The organism is Cupriavidus oxalaticus, from assembly GCF_038900635.1.
Lineage (GTDB): Bacteria > Pseudomonadota > Gammaproteobacteria > Burkholderiales > Burkholderiaceae > Cupriavidus > Cupriavidus oxalaticus_B.
Genome location: NZ_JAYMRX010000002.1, coordinates 500742 through 520323 on the forward strand (window position 1 = coordinate 500742; position 19582 = coordinate 520323).

Sequence of the window (19582 nt, forward strand, 5' to 3'; positions counted from 1 at the left end):
CTTTGTTTTGTGGAGCGCGAAGTAACGTGGAGTGAGCTATCAATCTCTCCTAGAATGCACTGACACTGTGTCGTTTGTCTCCTGTGCATCGCTTACAACTTTCGCCATCCACATGCGTCCAGAAAACCAGCGACTTGCCGACCTGTTGCATGCCGAAGCCGAGAAGATTGCCGATGGCTGGGCCGCCGAATACCAGTCGTTGTCCGGCGGCCGAGGCTTCACCGGCAATCTTGCGAGCGAGCAGCGCTCCATCCTGCACGGCCTGCAGGCCGCCTTGCGCGCCAATGGCGATGCGGGCGGCTTCGAGCAGGCGCCGTTCGCCGAACTGCGCGAGGCGCTCGCCCACTTGTCGGCCTCGCGCGCCGCGCAAGGCGAGACCGCGGACGTGACCAGCGGCTTTGTGCTGTCGCTCAAACGGCCCATCTTCGAGGCGCTGCAGCGCGACCGCAGCAACCTGGAAGCGCAGATCGACGTGATCTGGGCCACGTCCGCCATCGTCGACCGCATGGCGCAGTGGACCATGTCCACCTACCAGCGCAGCCGCGAAGACATCATCCGGCGCCAGCAGCAGGAACTGCTCGAGCTGTCGACGCCGGTGATCAAGCTGTGGGAAGGGGTGCTGGCGGTACCGCTGATCGGCACGCTGGACAGCAGCCGTGCGCAACTGGTGCTGGAGACCCTGTTGGAGCGGATCGTCGAAACCGGCTCCACGCTGGCCATCATCGACATTACCGGCGTGCCGACCGTCGACACGCTGGTGGCCCAGCACCTGATGAAGACGGTGACCGCGATCCGCCTGATGGGCGCGGAGAGCATCATCAGCGGGATCCGGCCGCAGATCGCGCAGACCATCGTGCACCTGGGCATCGACCTGCAGGGCATCCTGACCAAGGCAACGCTGGCCGACGCGCTGGCCACCGCAATGCGGATGACGGGGCACACCGTGGCCCGCCAGCCGGCCTGACCGGGAGGCAGATCCATGGAGCGAATTCCGATCCTGCGGATGGGGTCCTACCTGCTGGTCACGATCCAGATCGACATGGAAGACCAGACCGCGCTGCGGCTGCAGGAAGACCTGGCAGCCAGCATCGAGCGCAACACGTCGCGCGGCGTGCTGATCGACGTCTCGGCGCTGGAAATGGTCGATTCGTTTATCGGCCGCATGCTGGTCGGCATTTCCGATATCGCACGCATCCTGGGCGCGGTCACGGTCGTGGTCGGCATCCGCCCGGCCGTGGCGATCACGCTGGTGGAACTGGGACTGCCCCTGACCGGTGTCAGGACCGCGCTCAACGTCGAGCGCGGCATGGCGCTGCTGGACCAGGCGCAGCGGGGTGAGCTCAGGTGACGCAATCCGCGCTTGGCACCACCGGAACGATCCCGCTGCGCGACGAGCGCGATGTCGTGCAGGCCCGCTCGGTCGTGCGTACGCTGACGGCCCAGCTGCAGTTTTCACTGGTCGAGCAGACTAAGATGATTACGGCGGCCAGCGAGCTGGCCCGCAATGCGGTGGTGCACGGGCATGGCGGCGAAATGCGCTGGGAATTCATCGACGAAGGCGTGCGCCGGGGCTTGCGGCTGCATTTCGAGGACAAGGGCCCTGGCATCCGCGACGTTTCCCTCGCGCTGACCGATGGCTGGACCACAGGCAACGGCCTCGGCATGGGCCTGTCCGGCAGCCGCCGGCTGGTCAACGATTTCTCCATCCGCACCCAAGTCGGGGAGGGAACCTGTGTCAGTGTCACTCGGTGGAAGTAGCGGACAGGGTCCCGCCGTCGTGCTGCCCATGGACGACGCCAGCCGGGTCGGCGAAGCCCGCCGGCTCGCGGCCGACCTGTGCGCGCGGCTGGCTTTCGACAGCGTGCTGGCAGGCCGGATCGCCGTGGTCGCGAACGAGCTTTGCAGCAACCTGGTACGCCATGCCGTCGGCGGCCGCATGTACATTGGCGCCCGCGACGTCGGCGACGGCATGCTGATCGAGCTGATTTCGCTGGACAAGGGGCCCGGCATGCGCGACCTGCAGGGCTGCATGCGCGACGGCTATTCCAGCGCGGGCAGCGCCGGGCAGGGGCTGGGCGCGGTGCAGCGCATGGCCGACGACTTCGACATCGTCAGCCGCCTCGGCCAGGGCAGCGTCATCCTGGCGCGGTTCTACCGGGAACGGGAGCCGGGCGGGCGCCCGGTACGCGAGGCGCGGTTGCGCGGTTGCCTGGTCGGGGCGGTGTGCCTGGCCGCACCCGGCGAGCAGGTCAGCGGCGACGGCTGGGGCGTCGCACAGCACGAGGGCGGCGCCGACGTCGTGCTGGCCGACGGCCTCGGGCATGGCCCGCTGGCCGCCGACGCCGCCAGGGCCGCGCTGGCGGCGTTTGCCGAGAAGCCCTGCGGCAGCCCGTCCCAGGTCCTTGAACGCGCCCACGCGGCCCTCCGCAGCACCCGCGGCGCCGCCATCAGCGCGGCGCGGCTGGACCTGCGCGGCAACCAGATCCATTTCGCCGGCGCCGGCAACGTGATGGGCCGCGTTATCTCGGGCACGGCAGACCGCACGCTGCTGCCGCAGCACGGCACCGCCGGGATCCAGGTGCATGCCATCCAGGAGCAGGTGATGGAATGGCCGGCCCATGCGCTGGTGATCCTGTTCTCGGATGGCGTGCAGTCGCGCTGGCAACTGGACGATGCCAGCCTGTTGCGGCACGATCCCACGCTGATCGCGGCGTTTATCGTTTGGAAGTTCGGCCGGGGCCGGGATGACGCGACCGTGCTCGTGATCCGCCGCGCCGAGGGTTGAGCATGGCCAGCCACGACGACTCCCGCCTGCCGCCGGACGCGCCGCCGAGTCCGGACGAATTGCGCGAGGCCCTGGACGCCAAGATCCGCGAGTGCGACAGCCTGCGCGCGGAACTGGAGGAGACCAACCGCGGCGTGCTGGCACTGTACGCGGAACTGGACATCCAGGCGGAGCAACTGCGCCAGGCCACCGAACTGAAGAGCCGCTTCCTGGCGTACATGAGCCATGAATTCCGCACGCCCATCGTCGCGATCCAGAGCATCACCCGCCTGCTGATCGATCGCGTGGACGGTCCGCTCACCCCCGAGCAGGAACGGCAGGTGATGTTCGTGCGCGAGACCGCAGCGGAGTTCGCCGACATGGTCAACGACCTGCTCGACCTGGCCAAGCTCGAGGCGGGCAGGGTCGACGTATCCCCGGCATGGTTCGACATGGTCGCGCTGTTCGATACGCTGCGCGGCATGTTCAAGCCGGTGCTGACCAATCCCGAGGTGTCGCTGATCTTTGAAGAACCGCATGAGGTGCCGAATCTCTACAGCGACGACCGCAAGCTGTCGCAGATCCTGCGCAATTTCATCTCCAACGCCCTCAAGTTCACACCGCGCGGCGAAATCCGCGTTGCCGCGAATCGGGTGGGCGAGGACGAGGTCATGTTCTCGGTCAAGGACACTGGCATTGGCATCCCGGCGGCGATGCATGGCGCTGTGTTCCAGGATTTCGTGCAGATCGATTCGCCGCTGCAGCGCCGTCTGCGCGGCTCCGGGCTTGGCCTTGCGCTCAGCAAGCGGCTGGCAGAGGTGCTGGGCGGGCGGGTCGGTTTCGAGAGCGAAGTCGATGTGGGCTCGCGCTTCTACGTCACGCTGCCGCTCACATATCCCGCAGCGCCGGCGCCAGCGGGCGCAGCAAAGGCATGATCATGGACCCGCAATCCACGCAGCACGCAGCACCGTCCGCGTCATCTCCCCTCGTACTGGTCGTCGACGACAACCCGATCACCCGCTATTCAACCGTGCGCGTGCTCAAGAGCGCCGGGTTCCGCACCACCGAGTCCGATTGCGGGCTGGACGCATTGCGCCTGGCGAGAACTCCGGGCGTTTCGGTGATGGTGCTCGACGTCAACCTGCCGGATATCGACGGGATCCAGGTGTGCGAACGGCTGCGCGCCGACCCGGATACCGCGACGCTGCCGGTGATCCACCTGTCGGCCACCTACGTCCAGGACTACGACAAGGCGCGCGGGCTGAATGCCGGCGCCACGGCCTACCTGATCCATCCCGCCGAGCCGGAAGTGCTGATTGCCACGGTCTCGGCGCTGGCGCGCGCCGCCGCGGCCGAGCGCTCGCTGCGCGAGAGCGAGGCACGCCTGCGCGCGATCTACCAGCAGGCCACCAGCGGCATCTGCGTGCTGGACGCCCGCGGCCAGCTGATCGACGTCAATCCTGCCATGCTGACGCTGCTGCACCGGCGGGCCTCGGATCTGCTCGGGCAGTCAGTCGCCGCGCTGGTTCCCGGCGATTTTGCCGCGCGCGCCGCGGAAGCCATGGTGCCTGCGGACGTGGGATGGCAGGGATCGTTCCCGCTGCTCGACGCGGCGGGCGAGCCGGTCCACCTCGACTGGAACATTTCCCCGACCACGCCATCGGGGGACCGGGTCGCGGTCGTGACGGACGCGACCGAGCGGCTCCACCTCGAGCGCCAGCAGGAGCAACTGATCGAACGCGAACAGGCGGCGCGTGCCGGCGTCGAACGCGTGAATCGCATGAAGGACGAGTTCATCGCCATCCTGTCGCACGAACTGCGCAACCCGCTCAATGTGATCTCGGTCTGGACCCATGTGCTGGGCCGCCACGTCACCACCGACGAAGGGCGCCGCGGGCTGGCCGCGGTCGAACGCAATGTCGCCATCCAGCAGCGGCTGGTGGCAGACCTGGTCGACGTGTCGCTGCTCAATGTCGGCAAGATGAAGCTGGAACGCGAGATGGCCAACCCGGCCACCGTCATCCGCGCCGTACTCGACAGCATGCAACTGATGGCCAGCGACAAGCGGCTGTCGCTGCAGGCGGAAATCGCACCGGACCTGGCGCAGTCTGCGTGGCTCGATCCGGCGCGCTTCCAGCAGATCTTGTGGAACCTCATCTCCAACGCGATCAAGTTCTCGCCTGAAGGCGCCACCGTCCGCGTGGTTGCGAAGTCCGATACGGAAATCCTGAGCGTGTCCGTGATCGACGCGGGCCGTGGCATCGATCCGGAATTTTTGCCATTCCTGTTCGACCGCTTTACCCAGAGCGAAGGTACCAACCGTCGCGCGCAGGGCGGGCTGGGCCTGGGGCTGGCGATCGTCAAGCGCCTTGCCGAGATGCATGGCGGCATCGTGCAGGCCTACAGCGAGGGGGTAGGCCACGGCGCCACCTTCGAGATCACCGTCCCGCTGCTGACCCCGAGCCCCGAGCCAGCGGAGGCAGACGTTGCCGGCGTCACCGACCACGGCGCACCCGGGAACACGACGCGGCTGGACGGACTCGATATCGTGCTGGTGGAAGACGACAGCGATGCGGCCGCCGCCCTGAGCGCCATCCTGGCGGGTTTTGGCGCCCATGTCCGCAGCGCCCGCGACAGCGACGACGCACTGGCGCAGATCGCGAACGCCACGCCGGACCTGATCATCAGCGACATCGGCTTGCCTGGCCGCGACGGCAATGAACTGGTCCGCGAAGTGCGCGCGCAGGAGGTGGTGGGGTCCCGCGCGCGCGTGCCGGCCATCGCCCTGACCGCCTTCACGCGCCAGCAGGACCGGCGCCTGGCGATGGAAAGCGGCTTCGATGCGGTGTGCGCGAAACCGCTGCGACTGCAGGAACTGATGAGCGCGATCGAGATGGCGCTGCCGGGCGGGAAGTACGGCTAGGCCACGGCCACGCCGCTGCTCGTCATTCGAGGCGGATATTCGACGCCCCGATCTCGGGCATTGCTCAGGCCAATGCTCCATCGGAATAGACGTCGAACTTGCGCGCCGGGTCGGCCGATACGCCGCTGCGGTCCAGGCCCGCCAGTGCGCCATCGTTGTACACGTCGAACTTGCGAGCAGGATCCGCTGATACGCCACTGCGGTCCAGGCCCGACATGAACTGCGCATTGGCGGACGGAGCCTCGGTGCTCGCGCCCTCGGCAAACACGTCGAAGCGGCCGGTGCGTGCGCCTTCGCTGAACACATCGTGCATGTCGACCCGGAAGGAATAGCCGTACTTGTCGCCGGCATGCCCGCTGTCGCGAGGCGCTGCGCCGTGGGCGACGCTGGCGGTGCAGGCTACTGCGATCGCAGCGGTGGCAAGGAACGTGTGAGCGAACTGTCGAATCATGGCGGTACTCCGATGAACGGTAGGAAGCAAAAAAGGGGGCAGAAGAAGCGGGCAGAACGCTGCAGCGTCCGCTTGCTTTTACGCAGGAGGCATGCCACCGGATGCAGTGGCAAGAAAATGGCGCCGACGTCCCGCTACGCGTGGAAATACCGCTCGTTCACCGACAAGAGTGTTGGGTGCGGCCCGACTTGCGGCGCATGCGCCGCCCTTGCCAACCAACAGCCCACATCGCCGGGGAGCTCCCGCCCCGCGTCTCGACTCAGCGTTCTCAGCGTTTACCCCCGGTGCCGATTTCTGCACCGTGTAAGAAGCAGGTAAGGGGCGGCCGTTAATTTATGCAGCACGGACTCGCGGCGTCCCGCCGCGGGTGAACCGTGCAAGACCACGCATAGATGGCAGGAGACAGGAATGCATGAAGATCTGGTCAGGCGACTGAAGACCAATCCCAATTATCTGCAGCTGGTGCGCAGGCGTTCGCGCCTCGGCTGGCTGCTGACCGCGGCGATGCTGGTGATCTACTACGGCTATGTGCTGCTGATCGCCTTCGACAAGGACCTGCTTGCCAGGAAGACGGGCGAAGGTGTGATGACATGGGGCATGCCGATCGGGCTGTTCGTGATCGTCTTCACGGTGGTCATCACCGGACTGTATGTGCAGCATGCCAACCGCACCTACGACGAGCTGACCGAACGTATCAAGCGGGAGGTCGCATGAACGCCCGCCACGCAATCTTCGGCGCCGCGGCGCTGCTGCTGTCGGCGGGCGTGTTCGCCGCCGGCGGCGACATGGGGCAGGCCGTGCGCCAGCCGACCAACTGGACCGCCATCGGCATGTTCGTGGTGTTCGTCCTCGGCACGCTCTACATCACCAAATGGGCGGCCTCCAAGACCAAGTCCGCCGCCGCGTTCTACACCGGCGGCGGTGGCATCACCGGCTTCCAGAACGGCCTGGCGATCGCCGGCGACTTCATGTCGGCGGCGTCGTTCCTGGGCATTTCCGCGGCGGTGTATGCCAACGGCTATGACGGCCTGATCTATTCGATCGGCTTCCTGGTAGGCTGGCCGGTGATCACGTTCCTGATGGCGGAGCGGCTGCGCAACCTGGGCCGCTTCACCTTCGCCGACGTCGCCGCGTACCGCTTCAAGCAGGCGCCGGTGCGCGCGTTCGCGGCATCGGGCACGCTGGTGGTGGTGGCGTTCTACCTGATCGCGCAGATGGTCGGCGCGGGCCAGCTGATCAAGCTGCTGTTCGGGCTGGAATACTGGATCGCAGTGGTCATCGTCGGCGCGCTGATGATGGTGTACGTGCTGTTCGGCGGCATGACCGCGACCACCTGGGTGCAGATCATCAAGGCGTGCCTGCTGCTTGGCGGCGCCTCGTTCATGGCGTTCATGGTGCTGGCGCAGTATCACTTCAGCCCCGAGGCGCTGTTCGCCAAGGCGGTGGAGGTCCATGCCAAGCAGGACTCGATCATGAGCCCGGGCAACTTCATCAAGGACCCGATCTCCGCGATCTCGTTCGGCATTGCGCTGATGTTCGGCACCGCCGGCCTGCCGCACGTGCTGATGCGCTTCTTTACCGTGCCCAATGCCAAGGAGGCGCGCAAGTCGGTGTTCTGGGCTACCACGTGGATCGGGTACTTCTACATCCTGACCTTTATCATCGGCTTCGGCGCGATCGTGCTGGTAGGCACCAACGCGAGCTTCCAGGACGGCAGCGGCAAGCTGCTCGGCGGCATCAACATGGCGGCGGTGCACCTGGCCAGCGCGGTGGGCGGCAATGTATTCCTCGGCTTCATCTCCGCCGTGGCCTTTGCCACCATCCTCGCGGTGGTCGCGGGCCTGACGCTTGCCGGTGCCTCGGCCGTCTCGCACGATCTCTATGCCACGGTCTTCAAGAAGGGGCAGGCGACGAGTTCGGTCGAACTGCGCGTCTCGCGCATCACCACCATCATCCTTGGCCTGGTTGCGGTGGTGCTTGGCATCGTGTTCGAGAAGCAGAACATCGCTTTCATGGTGTCGCTGGCGTTTGCCGTGGCGGCGTCGGCCAACTTCCCGGTGCTGTTCATGTCGGTGCTGTGGAAGGGCTGCACCACGCGCGGCGCCACGGTCGGCGGCTTTATCGGGCTGTTGTCGGCGGTGGTGCTGACCATCCTGTCGCAGGCCGTGTGGGTGGACGTGTTCCACTTCGACAGCGCGCCGTTCCCGTACACGTCGCCGGCGCTGTTCTCGATGACGGCCGGTTTCCTGGGGATCTGGTTCTTCTCGGTGACGGACAAGTCGACGCGGGCCCGCGTGGACAAGGCTGGCTTCGAGGCGCAGGAGCTGCGTTCCGAGACCGGCATCGGCGCGGTGGAGGGAGCCAGCCACTGAAGCAGGCAGGTACCTCCCGGCGAATGTGAAGTCAACGTGGCGCCCGGGCATTCGACTCCAGTCGGATGCCCGGGCGCCACGCATTTGGGCCCTGCGCGGAGCGTTGTCAAATTTTATTGAACATTTTGTCAATGTCGATTGGGATTGTATAGGCTATTTATCCAAGCAAGAATGATGGGCTGGGCGCGCCACGCCAGCGCGCCACACCACAGCCACGCCTGCCATGCGTGGCGCCAGCCCGGCAAGGGCTACGATTTCCCAAAGACGGCTCGTACCTCGAAACAGCCCAAGGAGACAAGACTTGCAGACGCCCGAATCATCCCAAGGCATCGACTTCCCGCTTGAGGGGGTACGCGTACTCGACCTGTCGCGTGTGTTCGCCGGCCCGCTGTGCGGCCAGGTCCTGGCCGATTTCGGCGCAGAAGTCGTCAAGGTCGAGCACCCCGGACGCGGCGACGATACGCGCGACTGGGGCATGCGCATCGGCAAGACCGAGACCACGTATTTCAACAGCATGAACCGCAACAAGCGGTCGATCACGCTGGACCTGCAGAGCAAGGAAGGCGTGCAGATCGTCTATGACCTGCTGCCGCAGTTCGACGTGGTCATCCACAATTTCAAGACCGGCGGCGCCGAGAAGCTGGGCCTGGGCTACGAGCAGCTCAAGGCGATCAAGCCTGATCTGATCTACTGCGCGGTTTCCGGCTACAACGCCAGCGGCCCCGAGGCCAAGCGCCCCGGCTATGACCTGGTGATCCAGGGCGAGGCCGGACTGATGGCGCTCAATGGCGAAGCCGATACCCCGCCGCTGAAGTTTGGCGTGGCCGTGGTGGACCTGATGACCGGCATGTACGCCGCGCAGGCCGTGCTGGCGGCACTGTTCCGCCGCGAACGCAAGGGCAAGGGCCAGCTGATCGAAATGGCGCTGTACGACTGCGGCCTGATGGTGACCGGCTACTACGGCCTGGACGCCATGCTGCTGGGCCGCGATCCGGCCCGCTACGGCAATGCCCATCCGTCGATCGTGCCCTACGGCATGTTCGAGGCCGCCGATGGCCCGCTGATCATCGCGGTCGGCAACAACAGCCAGTTCGACAAGTTCTGCCGCCAGGTGATCGAGCGCCCGGACATCGTCGAGGATCCGCGCTACGCCACCAATGTCGAGCGCGCCAGGAACCGCGAGACCCTGACCCCGCTGATCACGGGCCTGATCCGCACCTTTGCGCGCGACCTGCTGCTCGAACGCATGAGCGCGTGCGGCATTCCGTGCGGCAAGGTGGCCGGGCTGCACGAGGCATTGACCAGCGAACGCACCCGCCAGGGCGGCCTGCTGCGCGAGATGCCGCATCCGGTCGCCGGCACCACCCATGTGTTCGCGCCGCCTTACCGGCTCGACGGCCAGCGCCTGCCGATCCGCAGCGCGCCGCCCACGCTGGGCGAAGGCACGCGAGCCGTGCTGCAAAACCTGCTGCAGATGAGCGATGAGCAGCTGCAGGCGCTGCAGGCCAGCGGCGTGTTGACGCTGCCGGACACGCCGGCGTCGGCCTGAGCATTCGCGCCGCGCGTCGTGCCCATGGCAGGCCCATGGCGCACGCGCAGCGCGCCCGGCAAGGGGGCTGGATTGCCTTGCGCTGATTCAACTGGAACAAGAAAGTGCGTATTCGAGACATTACCCGTATGGTTCATTCCCGCCGCCGCGCGATCCTGGCGCTGGCCGCTGCACCGCTGCTGGTCAGCACGGCCTTCGCCCAGTCGTGGCCGACCAAGCCCATCAAGCTGGTCGTGCCGTTCCCGCCGGGCGGGCCCACGGATACCGCATCGCGCATCGTCGGCCAGAAGCTGGGCGAAGCCCTCAAGCAGCCGGTGGTGGTGGAAAACCGCGCCGGCGCCTCGGGCTCCATCGCTGCCGCCCAGGTCGCCAAGAGCGCGCCCGACGGCTACACGCTGATGATGCTGGCCACGCCGACGCTGCTGGCGCCGTTCCTGTACAAGAAGGCGGGATACGACACCACCAAGGATTTCACGCCGGTGGCCACGGTCTACGACCTGCCCATCGTGGTGGTGGTCAATCCGACGCTGCTGCCTAACGTGACCGACCTGGCCAAGCTGATCGCGCAGGCCAAGGCGCAGCCGGGCAAGCTCAACTACACCAGCTCCGGCGCCGGCAGCTTCGGCCACCTGAGCATGGAGCTGCTCAAGCAGCTGGGCGGCTTCGAGATGCAGCACGTGCCCTACAAGGGCGGCGTGCCGGCGATCAGCGACACCATCGGCGGCCAGGTGCCCATCATGTACGCAGACCTGGTCGCGGCGCTGCCGCACATCCAGGCCGGCAAGCTGCGCGCCATCGCCGTCGGCTCGCCGCAGCGCGTCGCCATGCTGCCCGACGTCAAGACCATTGCCGAGCAGGGCTTCAAGGGCTATGACGCGGTGTCGTGGGGCGGCCTGCTGGCGCCCCCGGGCACGCCCAAGGACGTGGTCGACCGCATCTCCGGCGAAGTGGGCAAGATCCTGGCCGACAAGGACGTGCAGGACAAGCTGCTGAAGGCGGGCGCCATCGCCAGCTACCAGGCGCCGGCGCAGATGAGCCAGCGCATCAGCCAGGACTATGCCAAGTGGGGCAAGGTCATCCGCGACAAGGGTATCGCGGTCGAATAACGGTCAAATAACGGCCGAATAGCGGTCGAACAGCTTTCGAATAGTGTTCCCGCAAGAGTCGGGTAGCGGTCATTGCACCGCTGCTTCGACTCCACCCAGTCATTCGGAAATCTCCGGATAAACGGCCATGGCACCAGCACCGTGGTCCGGGCCATGCCAAAGCCCTGCAAGCCGCCCTGCACGGTGCCGGCGCAGCGGCTGCCTGATTCCCTGAAACCTGCTTGAATATCCGCCGAGACTAATTGTTGGCCGCCCTCGTCAACGGGGAATTGTGTGCCGCAAAATTTCGAAAACAATTATCTCGATCCTGGATTGTTTTGCAGCCAGACTTTGCGCGCCCGCCTTGTCTGGCACTGATTTTCGGCAATTTCGCTGATTCCCCGCGGAACGAATCGCCGCCGCCATAAGTCGGCAGTCGGCAATTTATTTAAAACGCGCGTTTAATCAGCCAGGGTAACGGCAACAACCGCGCCGTGATCTCCGATGGCATCATCACCGCCGCGGTGGCGCAGGGCGCAAATCCCGATGACTTCCGCATGACCGGCGGCCAGATCGGGTCGCTGTCGCAGGGCGACACGCGCGACACGTTCTTCATGTCAGGCGGCACCATCGTGGGTGCGTTCGAGGACGGCGACGTCGCCACCATGACTGGCGGCACCATCGGCCGCGTCGACATGAAGCTGGACAACAATATCTTCGACATGTCCGGCGGCACCATCCGCGGCAACCTGGTAGCGGGCTTTGGCAATGACACCGTCATCCTGTCCGGCGGTGTGATCGGCGGCAATGTCAGCGTCAGCGGCGGCAACCTTGGCATGCGGATTCGCTGGTAGTTGCGCAAGCCTTGGAAGTCAGCCGCTGCAGGGACTGGCAGCCCGGCCGCCTTCACCCCTGCCAAGGGCGCGGGTATTCGCATTGTTTGTGCGCCCGGCGAGCTGCGGCGAGAGACGGACAGCGCGCTTTCCTGCCGGCTGAACCGGCGCCATGTGCGCTGACGCAGGCCTGCAAAAACCAGCACTTGTATGACCCGCCAACTAGCGACTAGCTTGAAAGCCTTGGGCCGATTCACGATGGGGCATCATGATGAAAAGGATCCTCGGGCGCCTCGCCTCGCTGGTAGCTGCGGCTGTTGCTGCGTGCCTGTTCGCCGTCGGCGGCGCATGGGCCTCCGACATCGCATGCAAGTCGCCTGCGGGCGAACCCACGGTCCGCTGCAGCAATCCGGATGGATCCGGCGTGCGATGCTCGCTCATTACTGACGAGCCCAGGCCGCGCCAGCGCCACGCGCTGATCTGCGACTCGTCCCGGTTATCGGACCGCTACGAGCGCATCTACGCCGAACAGCAGCGGATGCTGCGCAAGGGCAGGATCGACGACGGCGATATCACGGCGTGGCGTGCGCGGCGCGATGCATGCGAGTCGGCACGCTGCCTGGAGGGCCTGTTCGCGAAGTTCTGGCGGGAACGGGACTCGATGAAAAGTACTTCGGGGCGGCCTGCTTCCCCGCCGTCTGCGCCGTCTACGTCGGCCACGGCCAAAGTCCCGATAACCCCGATAACCCCGATAACCCCGATAATGCCGCTGACGCCGCTGACGGCGGCCACCCCGGCCATCCAGGAGCTGGCAACCGCGCCACTGCTGGCCCCTGCACTGACCGCCGTTCCGGACGAGACGTCTGCGCCATCCGAGCCCGATGCATCACCGGCGACAGCATTGCCTGCGCCGCAAGTGGTTCAGGTATCGGAGGTGCTGACACAGCCGGTTCCCGCAGCCGCGCCGACGCCGGCACCCGCTGCGATGGAATCGCTCCCGTTCATCGAAAGCTTCAACACCACCCCCGCCCGGGCTTACCCGGCCGCGCTGACCGCGGAGAGCGTGTTTTCCGGGCTGGCGGTGCTGGGCATGGGGGCCGGCTTCCTGTGGACGCGGCGAACGGCGGGTCCAGGGCAGGCGCGGCCTCGCAGCGTCTCCGCGGCCATCGCGCTCGTCTTCTTCGGCTTGCTGTTGGTGAATGCGCTGTTGCTGCCGTTTACGCTCGCCTTGTAGCAGCGCTGGAGGCGCGGACGCGGCTCATCGCCGGTGGCGTGCAAGGAACTCCGCGATCACCGGGTTGACTGTCTCCGGATGCGTCAACGGGCCCATATGCCCGAGCTGGGCGAATTCCACCACTTCCACCCGCGGCAACGCCGCCGTCAGCAGCCGCGCCACGGCATGCGCCGAAGGCGTCGAGCGCTTGCCGGCGAGGTAGAGCACCGGCACGTCAAGCGACCGGAATGCCTGCAGCGGCGTGGGCTCCGTGAACAGCGCGTGCGACCACCGGCGGACATTCTTCACCGAGGCGGCAATCGGTGGCTTGCGTTGCGCGGGCATCTGCCGCCACGCTCCCGCTCCCATCCAGTAGTCGATAAAGTGCTCCGCAGCGGAATCTTCGTCGCCAGCGTCGAGCGCGGCCGCCGCGGCGGCGACGGTATCGCGAATGTCATCGGCGTCATTCGGCGCGGGCTGTTGCGCATCGACCAGCGAGAACAGCGTGGGCTCGTACAGCACGAGCGCGCTCACGCGTCCGGGTTGCGCCAGCGCGGCAACCAGGGCCACCGCGGCGCCATACGAATGCCCCACCAGGGCCGGCGATGGGCCAGCCTTGCCAAGCACCGGCTCGATCAGCGCCACCTCGTCGCGCAGCGAAATGACCAGGTCCGACGGCCAGTGCGGACCCTGGCCCGCGTCATAGGAATCGGGCGCCAGGACGTGGAAGCCCGGTGCGAGATGTTCCATCAGCGCGCGCCATTGTCCGGAAGTGCCGGCATTGGCATGGATGCAGACCACGCCGGGTCCGGCTCCCGCCTCGCGGAAAAAGGTCTGGGAGGGCACAGGCAGGGATGCCGAGTGGAATGAACGCATGACAGTCTCCTCAGGTTCTCAGGTGGGTTGGACCTGCGCGGCGGCGAGCGGCAGCGGGCGTGCCTCGCGGATCGGCAGGTGCAGCGTGGCGGCAAGCAGGCAAAGCGCGATATCGGCCAGCCACATCCAGTCGTAGCCGCCGGTCATCTCGAAGGCCTTGCCACCAAGCCAGGCGCCCAGGAATCCGCCAAGCTGGTGCGACAGCATGACGACGCCGAACAGCGTGGCCAGATAACGGGCGCCGTGCAGCCTCGCGACCAGGCCGATGGTCGGCGGCACGGTCGACAGGTACGTGAAGCCGAGTCCGGCGGCGAACAGAGCAATGGTCACCGGCGTCTTCGGCGCCATGTAGAACGCCAGGATCAACAGCGCGCGTGCGAAGTAAAGGGCGGTCAGCGCGTATTTCATCGACACGGTCTGGATGGCCTTGCCGATGAACAGGCTCCCCAGGATGTTGCACAGGCCGATCAGCGACAGCGACCACGCGCTGACTGTGGCGGGCATTCCACATAGCGCGACCACGCCGGGCAGGTGCGTGGAAATGAATGCAATGTGGAAGCCACAGGCGAAGAAGCCGGCGTTGAGCAGCAGGAAGCTGGGATCGCGCAACGCGCCGCGCAGTGCGGCGCCCACCGTCCCGCCGCCCGGGATGCCGGCGTGGGCGCTACCGCGCGCGGGCGCCGCGCGGGTGATGACGCGGATTGCCGGGATCGCGGCCAGTCCCGCCGCGCCCAGCAACACCAGGGCCGGCTGCCAGCCCGCGGTGCCGATCAGCAACTGGGTCAGGGGCAGGATCGCGAACTGGCCCACCGAGCCGCCCGCGTTGACAATGCCGCTCGCCAGGGCGCGGTGTGCCTCGGGGATCAGCCGGTTCGCCGCCGACATCAGCACGGCCGGCCCGATCGCGCCGGAGCCGGCAGCGGCGGCCACCCCGATCAGCAGCATCAGCGCGATGGCATTGTCCGCGGCCGGCGTGGCCGCGACCGCGGCAGAAAACAGCGTGGCACCGGCGATCATTACCGGGCGCGGCCCCCAGCGGTCCGCGATCGCGCCGGCCACCGGTTGCGCCACGCCCCACATCAGCTGCGACACGCCAAAGGCCAGGCTGACGGTGGCATAGCCGATGCCGGTATGAGAGTTGAGTAAGCTGATGAAGAGCGGCAGCGACTGGCGCAGGCCGAGCCCCAGCGCGAAGACCGCTCCGGCCGCGAGCGCGATGGTGAGATGACCGCGGTCGCGCACATGCACGGGGGTGTCCATGATCCTGTCTCCTTTCCTGTCTCCAGGTCGTTCCGGTCCCGATCTTTTGCCGCGCGCGTGGAAGGTGGCGTGGTAGCCGGCGTGGAAATTGCCGTGGAATCGAACCTGACGCCCCAGGCCGGCATCCCGCCTGTGCAGATCCAGATGCTTGGGCCGCTTCGTGTCCGGCAGCAGGGCGTCGAGCTGTCGCTGCCGGCGTCGCGGAAAGTCCGCGCGCTGCTCGCGTACCTGGCGCTTGCGCCGCGGCCGGTGTTGCGCAGCCAGCTCTGCGAACTGCTATGGGAGGTGCCCAACGATCCACGTGGCGAATTGCGCTGGTGCCTGAGCCGGATCCGCAAGCTCGTCGATTCCGAAGCACGGCAGCGGCTGCGCACCAGCGGGGACACCATCTGGCTGGACCTGGCGGACGGGTTTGTCGATGCGCTGGCAGTGGCACAAGCCATCGAGGCTGGCGTCACGGCCCTCGCGCCGCAGCGGCAGCAGGCCCTGGCGATGCTGTTCGAAGGGGATTTCCTGGAGGGCCTCGAACTGGCCCGCTGCCCGGCGTTCAGCACATGGCTCACCGCGCAACGAAGGCGCTTCCGGGCCTGCCACGCCGCGCTGCTGGAACAGCTCGCGCAGGGCGCTGCCGACGAAGAGACGTTCGGCTACCTGGACAAGTGGCGCGAGCTGGCGCCATTCGACCAGCGGGTGCACGCAACCATCCTGGCCGCGCTCGCCCGCCAGGGCCGCCTGCGCGAAGGGGAAGAGCATGTCGCCGCGACCACCACGCTGTTCGAGGCCGAAGGGCTGGACAGCCGGCCGATCCGCGATGCCTGGCGCGCGGCCATGGCCGCGCCGCTGACCGCGGCAGCGGGCCGCGCCATGGTCGCCAGCGCTGTCGTTGTCGCCAGCGCTGCAGCAGCCGCCGACGCCGCACCGGCAACTCCCCGGCACGGCTCCATCGCGGTGATGCCCTTCGTCGACCCGTCCACCGCGGCGCCGGCGCGCGGCGGCGCCGCCGATGCACTGGCGCACGACATCATCACGCGGCTGGCCAAGCTGCGCAGCCTGTTTGTCATCGCGCAGGGGACCGTGTTCGCGCTGCATGAGCGCCACGTCGGCGCGGAAGCAGCAGGCCGGACGCTGAATGTCGACTACGTCGTGGGCGGCACCGTCAGCACGCGCGAAGGGCGCCTGACCGTGACCGTCGAACTGGCCGAGACACGCAGCGCCCGGATCGTCTGGGCGGACACCTTCCACCACAAGCCGGACGACGCCTTCCTTGTGCTGGAAGAAGTCGGCAACCGCATCGTCGCCTCCATCGCCGGCGAGATCGAGACGCTGGAGCGCAACCGCGCCATCCTGAAGCCACCGGGTTCGCTCGATGCATGGGAAGCCTACCATTGCGGCCTGTGGCACATGTACCGGTATCGCCGGGCCGACAACGAGATGGCCCGGCAATTCTTCCAGACGGCGCTGCGGCTCGATCCCACCTTCTCGCGCGCCTACGCCGGCCTGTCCTTCACCCACTTCCAGGACGCGTTCCAGAACTGGGAGAAGCGCGGACCGGAAATCGACAAGGCCTACGAAGCCGCGGTGCAGGGCATGATGGCGGATGACCGCGACCCCGCGGTGCACTGGGCGATGGGGCGCGCGCTGTGGCTGCGGGGCCGTCCCGAAGAGTCCGTCGGCGAGCTGGAGCAATCCATCGACCTGAGCCCCAACTTCGCGCTGGGGCACTACAACCTGTCGTTCGTCCGCTCGATCTCCGGCGACCCGCAGGCGGCCATCGATGCATCGGACCTGTCGCGCCAGTTGAGTCCGTTCGACCCGATGCTGTTCGGCATGCTGGCCACGCGGGCGATGGCACTGGTCCGGCTCGGGCAGTTCGAGGAAGCCGCCGGCTGGGCGGTCAAGGCCGCCGCGCGGCCCAATGCGTTTCCGCATATCCACGCCATCGCCGCCTGCGCGCTGGCGCTGGCCGACTCGCTGGAGCAGGCGCGGGCCCAGGCCGCGGCGATCTACAAGGTCGCGCCGCGCTATACGCTCGAGGACTTCCTGCTGACGTTCCCGTTCGATGCCGACGGGGAGGCGCTGTTCCGGGAAGGGGCGCGGCGCATCGGGTTCCGGTGAAGGCCTGGGGTCACGAAACGACCCGGGTGCGCTCCCTCGCTGCCATCGTCGCCGCAAAGGCCTCCGCCGGCACCGGCGCGCCGATCAGGTAGCCCTGCAAGACATCGCAGCCGAGCCGGGTCAGCGTGGCTTGCTGCGCGGCGGTCTCTATGCCCTCGGCGACGATGGTCAGGCTGAGGGTGCGGCCGAGCGCGATGATGGCGGCAACAATGGCGGTATCCTCGCTGTCGCGCCCGAGGTCGCGCACGAAGTCGCGGTCGATCTTCAGTTCCCTGGCCGGCATGCGCTTCAGATAGAGCAGGCTGGAGTGCCCCGTGCCGAAGTCGTCGATGGCAATGCGCACCCCCATTTCGTCGAGCTGGCGCAGGATCGCCAGGCTGCTCTCCATGTCCCGCATTGCCGTCGACTCGGTGACTTCGACCGTCAGCGCGCGCGGGTCGAGCCGGTGCCGCTCGATCGCGGCGCGCACCGTGCCGATCAGCGCAGGGTGGCCGAACTGCACGCCGCTCACGTTCACCGCGATGGTCCACTGGCTGCTTCCCGCGGCATGCCAGCGGGCGAGTTGCGCGCAGGCCTCGTCCAGCGCCCACGCGCCGATCTGCAGGATCAGGCCGCTCTTTTCCGCCAGCCCGATGAACTGGTCGGGCGTCAGCAAGCCTTGCCTGGGATGCCGCCAGCGCAACAGCGCCTCGGCGCCCACCACGCTGCCGTCGGAGGCCGCGATTTTCGGCTGGTAGTGCAGCTCGAATTCGTTGCGCTTCAGCGCCAGGCGCAGGTCCTGTGCCAGCTCCAGCCGCGCCTGCGCGTCGTCCTTCATGGCGTGCGTGAAGAAGCAGCAGCTGTCGCGGCCGGATGCCTTGGCGTGATGCATCGCCGCGTCGGCATTGCGCAGCAGCGTGCGCTGCGCGCTGCCGTCGTCCGGATAGATGGCGATGCCGATGCTGGCGGAGATCTGCAGGGACTTGCCGCCGGCGCCCCAGACCTGAACCGGTTCGCGCAGGTCGTCGAGGATGCGCAGGGCCAGGGTATTGGCGTCTTCGGGCGCGTCGATCGCGGCCAGCAGCACGATCTCGTCGCCGCCGAGCCGGCCGGCGGTGTCGCCGGCACCGAGCCTGGCGCCGATGCGCCGCGCCGCTTCGGCAAGCACATGGTCGCCGACATGGTGGCCGTAGGTATCGTTGATGCCCTTGAAGCCATCGAGGTTGATGAACAGCACCGCCATGCGCCGGCGACGCCATGCCGCGGCCTGCAGCGCCTGCTCGAAACGGTCTTCCAGCAGCGCGCGGTTGGGCAGCCTGGTCAGCTTGTCGTGCAGCGCCAGGTAGCCGAGCTCCTGCCGCGCCGCCGCCAGCGACGTGGCCAGCGCCGCGGTGCGGGCCTCGACCCGCAGGTCTTGCATGGCCGTCATCAGCGCCACCGCCAGCACGCAGATGGTGATGACCAGGATCGGCAGCGCCAGCTCGTCGCTTGCCAGGCCGTTGTCCACGGCCCCGCAGACGCTGCCGGGCGCAAAGCGCGCGGCTGCCATGCCGATGTAGTGCATCGCGGCGATCGCCAGGCCCATCACCACCGCCGCGCCGAGGCGAAGCTGCGTGGTGTGGCGGCCGTGGTGGCGAAGCTGGAACGCCATCCACAGTGCCACGCCGCATGCCGATACGGCCACCACGACGGACAGCGCGACCAGCAGCGGATCATAGTCGATGGCGGGGTGCATGCGCATCGCCGCCATGCCGGTGTAGTGCATGCCCGCCACGGCGCCGCCCATCAGCATCGCGCCCAGTGCGAGACGTCGCCATGGCAGGGTATCCGTGCATACCAGCCGCAGGGCAAAGCCCGATGCGCCCACTGCGATCAGCAGCGAATACGCCGTCAACGGCAGGTCGTAGCCCAGCGGGATCGGCAGCCGCAATGCGAGCATGCCGACGAAATGCATCGACCAGATGCCAAGTCCCATCACCACGCTGCCTGCCGCAAGCCAGGCCTGGACCGCGCTGCCGCGCGCGTTGGCGAGCCGGCTTGCCAGGGTCAGCGCGGTATAGGATGCCATCGCCGCCACCAGCACGGAGAAGAGCACAAGAAGGTTGTCGTAGCGATGGACAAGCACGAATGGAAGCCTTGGGGGCAAAAATGCAGGGGCGACG

General features: G+C 67.2%; 17 protein-coding genes. 13 read left to right on the forward strand and 4 right to left on the reverse strand.

Going from position 1 to position 19582, the window contains the following annotated elements; genetic code table 11:
- The first annotated feature begins 112 nt into the window (after nucleotides 1-112).
- From VSR71_RS06425 to VSR71_RS06450, 6 genes are read left to right on the forward strand one after another with little or no spacing between them, the layout of a single operon-like run.
- Nucleotides 113-964 (forward strand): STAS domain-containing protein, encoded by an 852-nt coding sequence (locus VSR71_RS06425; RefSeq protein WP_342913073.1) that lies wholly within the window; start codon nucleotides 113-115, stop codon nucleotides 962-964.
- A gap of 15 nt (nucleotides 965-979) precedes the next feature.
- The gene (locus VSR71_RS06430) at nucleotides 980-1348 is read left to right on the forward strand and encodes an STAS domain-containing protein (RefSeq protein ID WP_342913074.1); all 369 of its coding nucleotides are present in this window, start codon (nucleotides 980-982) and stop codon (nucleotides 1346-1348) included.
- Nucleotides 1345-1758 carry an anti-sigma regulatory factor gene (locus VSR71_RS06435; RefSeq protein WP_342913075.1) on the forward strand — a complete coding sequence of 138 codons (414 nt, stop codon included), beginning with the start codon at nucleotides 1345-1347 and terminating at the stop codon, nucleotides 1756-1758. The genes VSR71_RS06430 and VSR71_RS06435 overlap by 4 nt, the downstream gene beginning before the upstream one ends.
- 28 nt (nucleotides 1759-1786) lie before the next feature.
- A complete protein-coding gene (locus tag VSR71_RS06440; RefSeq protein ID WP_342913076.1) occupies nucleotides 1787-2785 on the forward strand; it encodes a SpoIIE family protein phosphatase in 999 nt (332 codons plus the stop codon).
- Nucleotides 2786-2787: 2 nt separating this feature from the next.
- On the forward strand, nucleotides 2788-3699 hold the full coding sequence (locus tag VSR71_RS06445; protein ID WP_342913077.1) for a sensor histidine kinase: 912 nt from the start codon (nucleotides 2788-2790) through the stop codon (nucleotides 3697-3699).
- A gap of 2 nt (nucleotides 3700-3701) precedes the next feature.
- On the forward strand, nucleotides 3702-5687 hold the full coding sequence (locus tag VSR71_RS06450) for a response regulator (protein ID WP_342913078.1): 1986 nt from the start codon (nucleotides 3702-3704) through the stop codon (nucleotides 5685-5687).
- Between the two features lie 64 nt (nucleotides 5688-5751).
- Here the strand turns inward: VSR71_RS06450 and VSR71_RS06455 are convergent, their stop codons facing one another.
- Nucleotides 5752-6138 carry a hypothetical protein gene (locus tag VSR71_RS06455; RefSeq protein ID WP_342913079.1) on the reverse strand — a complete coding sequence of 129 codons (387 nt, stop codon included), beginning with the start codon at nucleotides 6136-6138 and terminating at the stop codon, nucleotides 5752-5754.
- Between the two features lie 408 nt (nucleotides 6139-6546).
- Between VSR71_RS06455 and VSR71_RS06460 the strand changes: the two genes are divergently transcribed.
- The 6 genes from VSR71_RS06460 (at nucleotide 6547) to VSR71_RS06485 (ending at nucleotide 13211) form a co-directional block, all read left to right on the forward strand.
- The gene (locus tag VSR71_RS06460) at nucleotides 6547-6852 is read left to right on the forward strand and encodes a DUF485 domain-containing protein (protein ID WP_342913080.1); all 306 of its coding nucleotides are present in this window, start codon (nucleotides 6547-6549) and stop codon (nucleotides 6850-6852) included.
- A complete protein-coding gene (locus tag VSR71_RS06465; RefSeq protein ID WP_342913081.1) occupies nucleotides 6849-8510 on the forward strand; it encodes a cation acetate symporter in 1662 nt (553 codons plus the stop codon). The genes VSR71_RS06460 and VSR71_RS06465 overlap by 4 nt, the downstream gene beginning before the upstream one ends.
- A 301-nt stretch (nucleotides 8511-8811) precedes the next feature.
- Nucleotides 8812-10059 carry a CoA transferase gene (locus tag VSR71_RS06470; protein WP_342913082.1) on the forward strand — a complete coding sequence of 416 codons (1248 nt, stop codon included), beginning with the start codon at nucleotides 8812-8814 and terminating at the stop codon, nucleotides 10057-10059.
- Between the two features lie 128 nt (nucleotides 10060-10187).
- Complete coding sequence (locus VSR71_RS06475) at nucleotides 10188-11165, forward strand: tripartite tricarboxylate transporter substrate binding protein (RefSeq protein WP_342913083.1); 978 nt, start codon at nucleotides 10188-10190, stop codon at nucleotides 11163-11165.
- A gap of 473 nt (nucleotides 11166-11638) precedes the next feature.
- A complete protein-coding gene (locus VSR71_RS06480; protein WP_342913084.1) occupies nucleotides 11639-11998 on the forward strand; it encodes a hypothetical protein in 360 nt (119 codons plus the stop codon).
- Nucleotides 11999-12245: 247 nt separating this feature from the next.
- Nucleotides 12246-13211 carry a GntR family transcriptional regulator gene (locus VSR71_RS06485; protein WP_342913085.1) on the forward strand — a complete coding sequence of 322 codons (966 nt, stop codon included), beginning with the start codon at nucleotides 12246-12248 and terminating at the stop codon, nucleotides 13209-13211.
- A gap of 24 nt (nucleotides 13212-13235) precedes the next feature.
- Here VSR71_RS06485 and VSR71_RS06490 read toward each other — a convergent pair whose 3' ends face one another.
- Together VSR71_RS06490 and VSR71_RS06495 are read right to left on the reverse strand one after the other, a co-directional pair.
- Nucleotides 13236-14066, reverse strand: a complete 831-nt coding sequence (locus tag VSR71_RS06490) for an alpha/beta fold hydrolase (protein ID WP_342913086.1) — start codon at nucleotides 14064-14066, stop codon at nucleotides 13236-13238.
- A gap of 18 nt (nucleotides 14067-14084) precedes the next feature.
- Nucleotides 14085-15326: an MFS transporter gene (locus VSR71_RS06495; RefSeq protein ID WP_342913087.1), complete on the reverse strand. Its 1242-nt coding sequence runs from the start codon at nucleotides 15324-15326 to the stop codon at nucleotides 14085-14087.
- A 93-nt stretch (nucleotides 15327-15419) separates the two neighbouring features.
- On the opposite strand from VSR71_RS06495, the gene VSR71_RS06500 reads away from it, so the two are divergent.
- Entirely contained in the window at nucleotides 15420-17441 is a 2022-nt protein-coding gene (locus tag VSR71_RS06500) for a transcriptional regulator (RefSeq protein ID WP_342913088.1), read from the forward strand.
- Between the two features lie 10 nt (nucleotides 17442-17451).
- Here the strand turns inward: VSR71_RS06500 and VSR71_RS06505 are convergent, their stop codons facing one another.
- Complete coding sequence (locus VSR71_RS06505) at nucleotides 17452-19545, reverse strand: bifunctional diguanylate cyclase/phosphodiesterase (RefSeq protein WP_342913089.1); 2094 nt, start codon at nucleotides 19543-19545, stop codon at nucleotides 17452-17454.
- Nucleotides 19546-19582 lie beyond the last annotated feature (37 nt).

What these genes read in the sequence shown, in the direction of transcription:
- VSR71_RS06450 (WP_342913078.1), top strand. Translation starts at nt 3,702, where the DNA reads ATGGACCCGCAATCCACGCAGCACGCAGCACCGTCCGCGTCATCTCCC.
- VSR71_RS06475 (WP_342913083.1), top strand. Translation starts at nt 10,188, where the DNA reads ATGGTTCATTCCCGCCGCCGCGCGATCCTGGCGCTGGCCGCTGCACCG.
- VSR71_RS06425 (WP_342913073.1), top strand. Translation starts at nt 113, where the DNA reads ATGCGTCCAGAAAACCAGCGACTTGCCGACCTGTTGCATGCCGAAGCC.
- VSR71_RS06465 (WP_342913081.1), top strand. Translation starts at nt 6,849, where the DNA reads ATGAACGCCCGCCACGCAATCTTCGGCGCCGCGGCGCTGCTGCTGTCG.
- VSR71_RS06495 (WP_342913087.1), bottom strand. Translation starts at nt 15,326, where the DNA reads ATGGACACCCCCGTGCATGTGCGCGACCGCGGTCATCTCACCATCGCG.
- VSR71_RS06485 (WP_342913085.1), top strand. Translation starts at nt 12,246, where the DNA reads ATGATGAAAAGGATCCTCGGGCGCCTCGCCTCGCTGGTAGCTGCGGCT.
- VSR71_RS06430 (WP_342913074.1), top strand. Translation starts at nt 980, where the DNA reads ATGGAGCGAATTCCGATCCTGCGGATGGGGTCCTACCTGCTGGTCACG.
- VSR71_RS06490 (WP_342913086.1), bottom strand. Translation starts at nt 14,066, where the DNA reads ATGCGTTCATTCCACTCGGCATCCCTGCCTGTGCCCTCCCAGACCTTT.
- VSR71_RS06440 (WP_342913076.1), top strand. Translation starts at nt 1,787, where the DNA reads ATGGACGACGCCAGCCGGGTCGGCGAAGCCCGCCGGCTCGCGGCCGAC.
- VSR71_RS06455 (WP_342913079.1), bottom strand. Translation starts at nt 6,138, where the DNA reads ATGATTCGACAGTTCGCTCACACGTTCCTTGCCACCGCTGCGATCGCA.
- VSR71_RS06460 (WP_342913080.1), top strand. Translation starts at nt 6,547, where the DNA reads ATGCATGAAGATCTGGTCAGGCGACTGAAGACCAATCCCAATTATCTG.
- VSR71_RS06445 (WP_342913077.1), top strand. Translation starts at nt 2,788, where the DNA reads ATGGCCAGCCACGACGACTCCCGCCTGCCGCCGGACGCGCCGCCGAGT.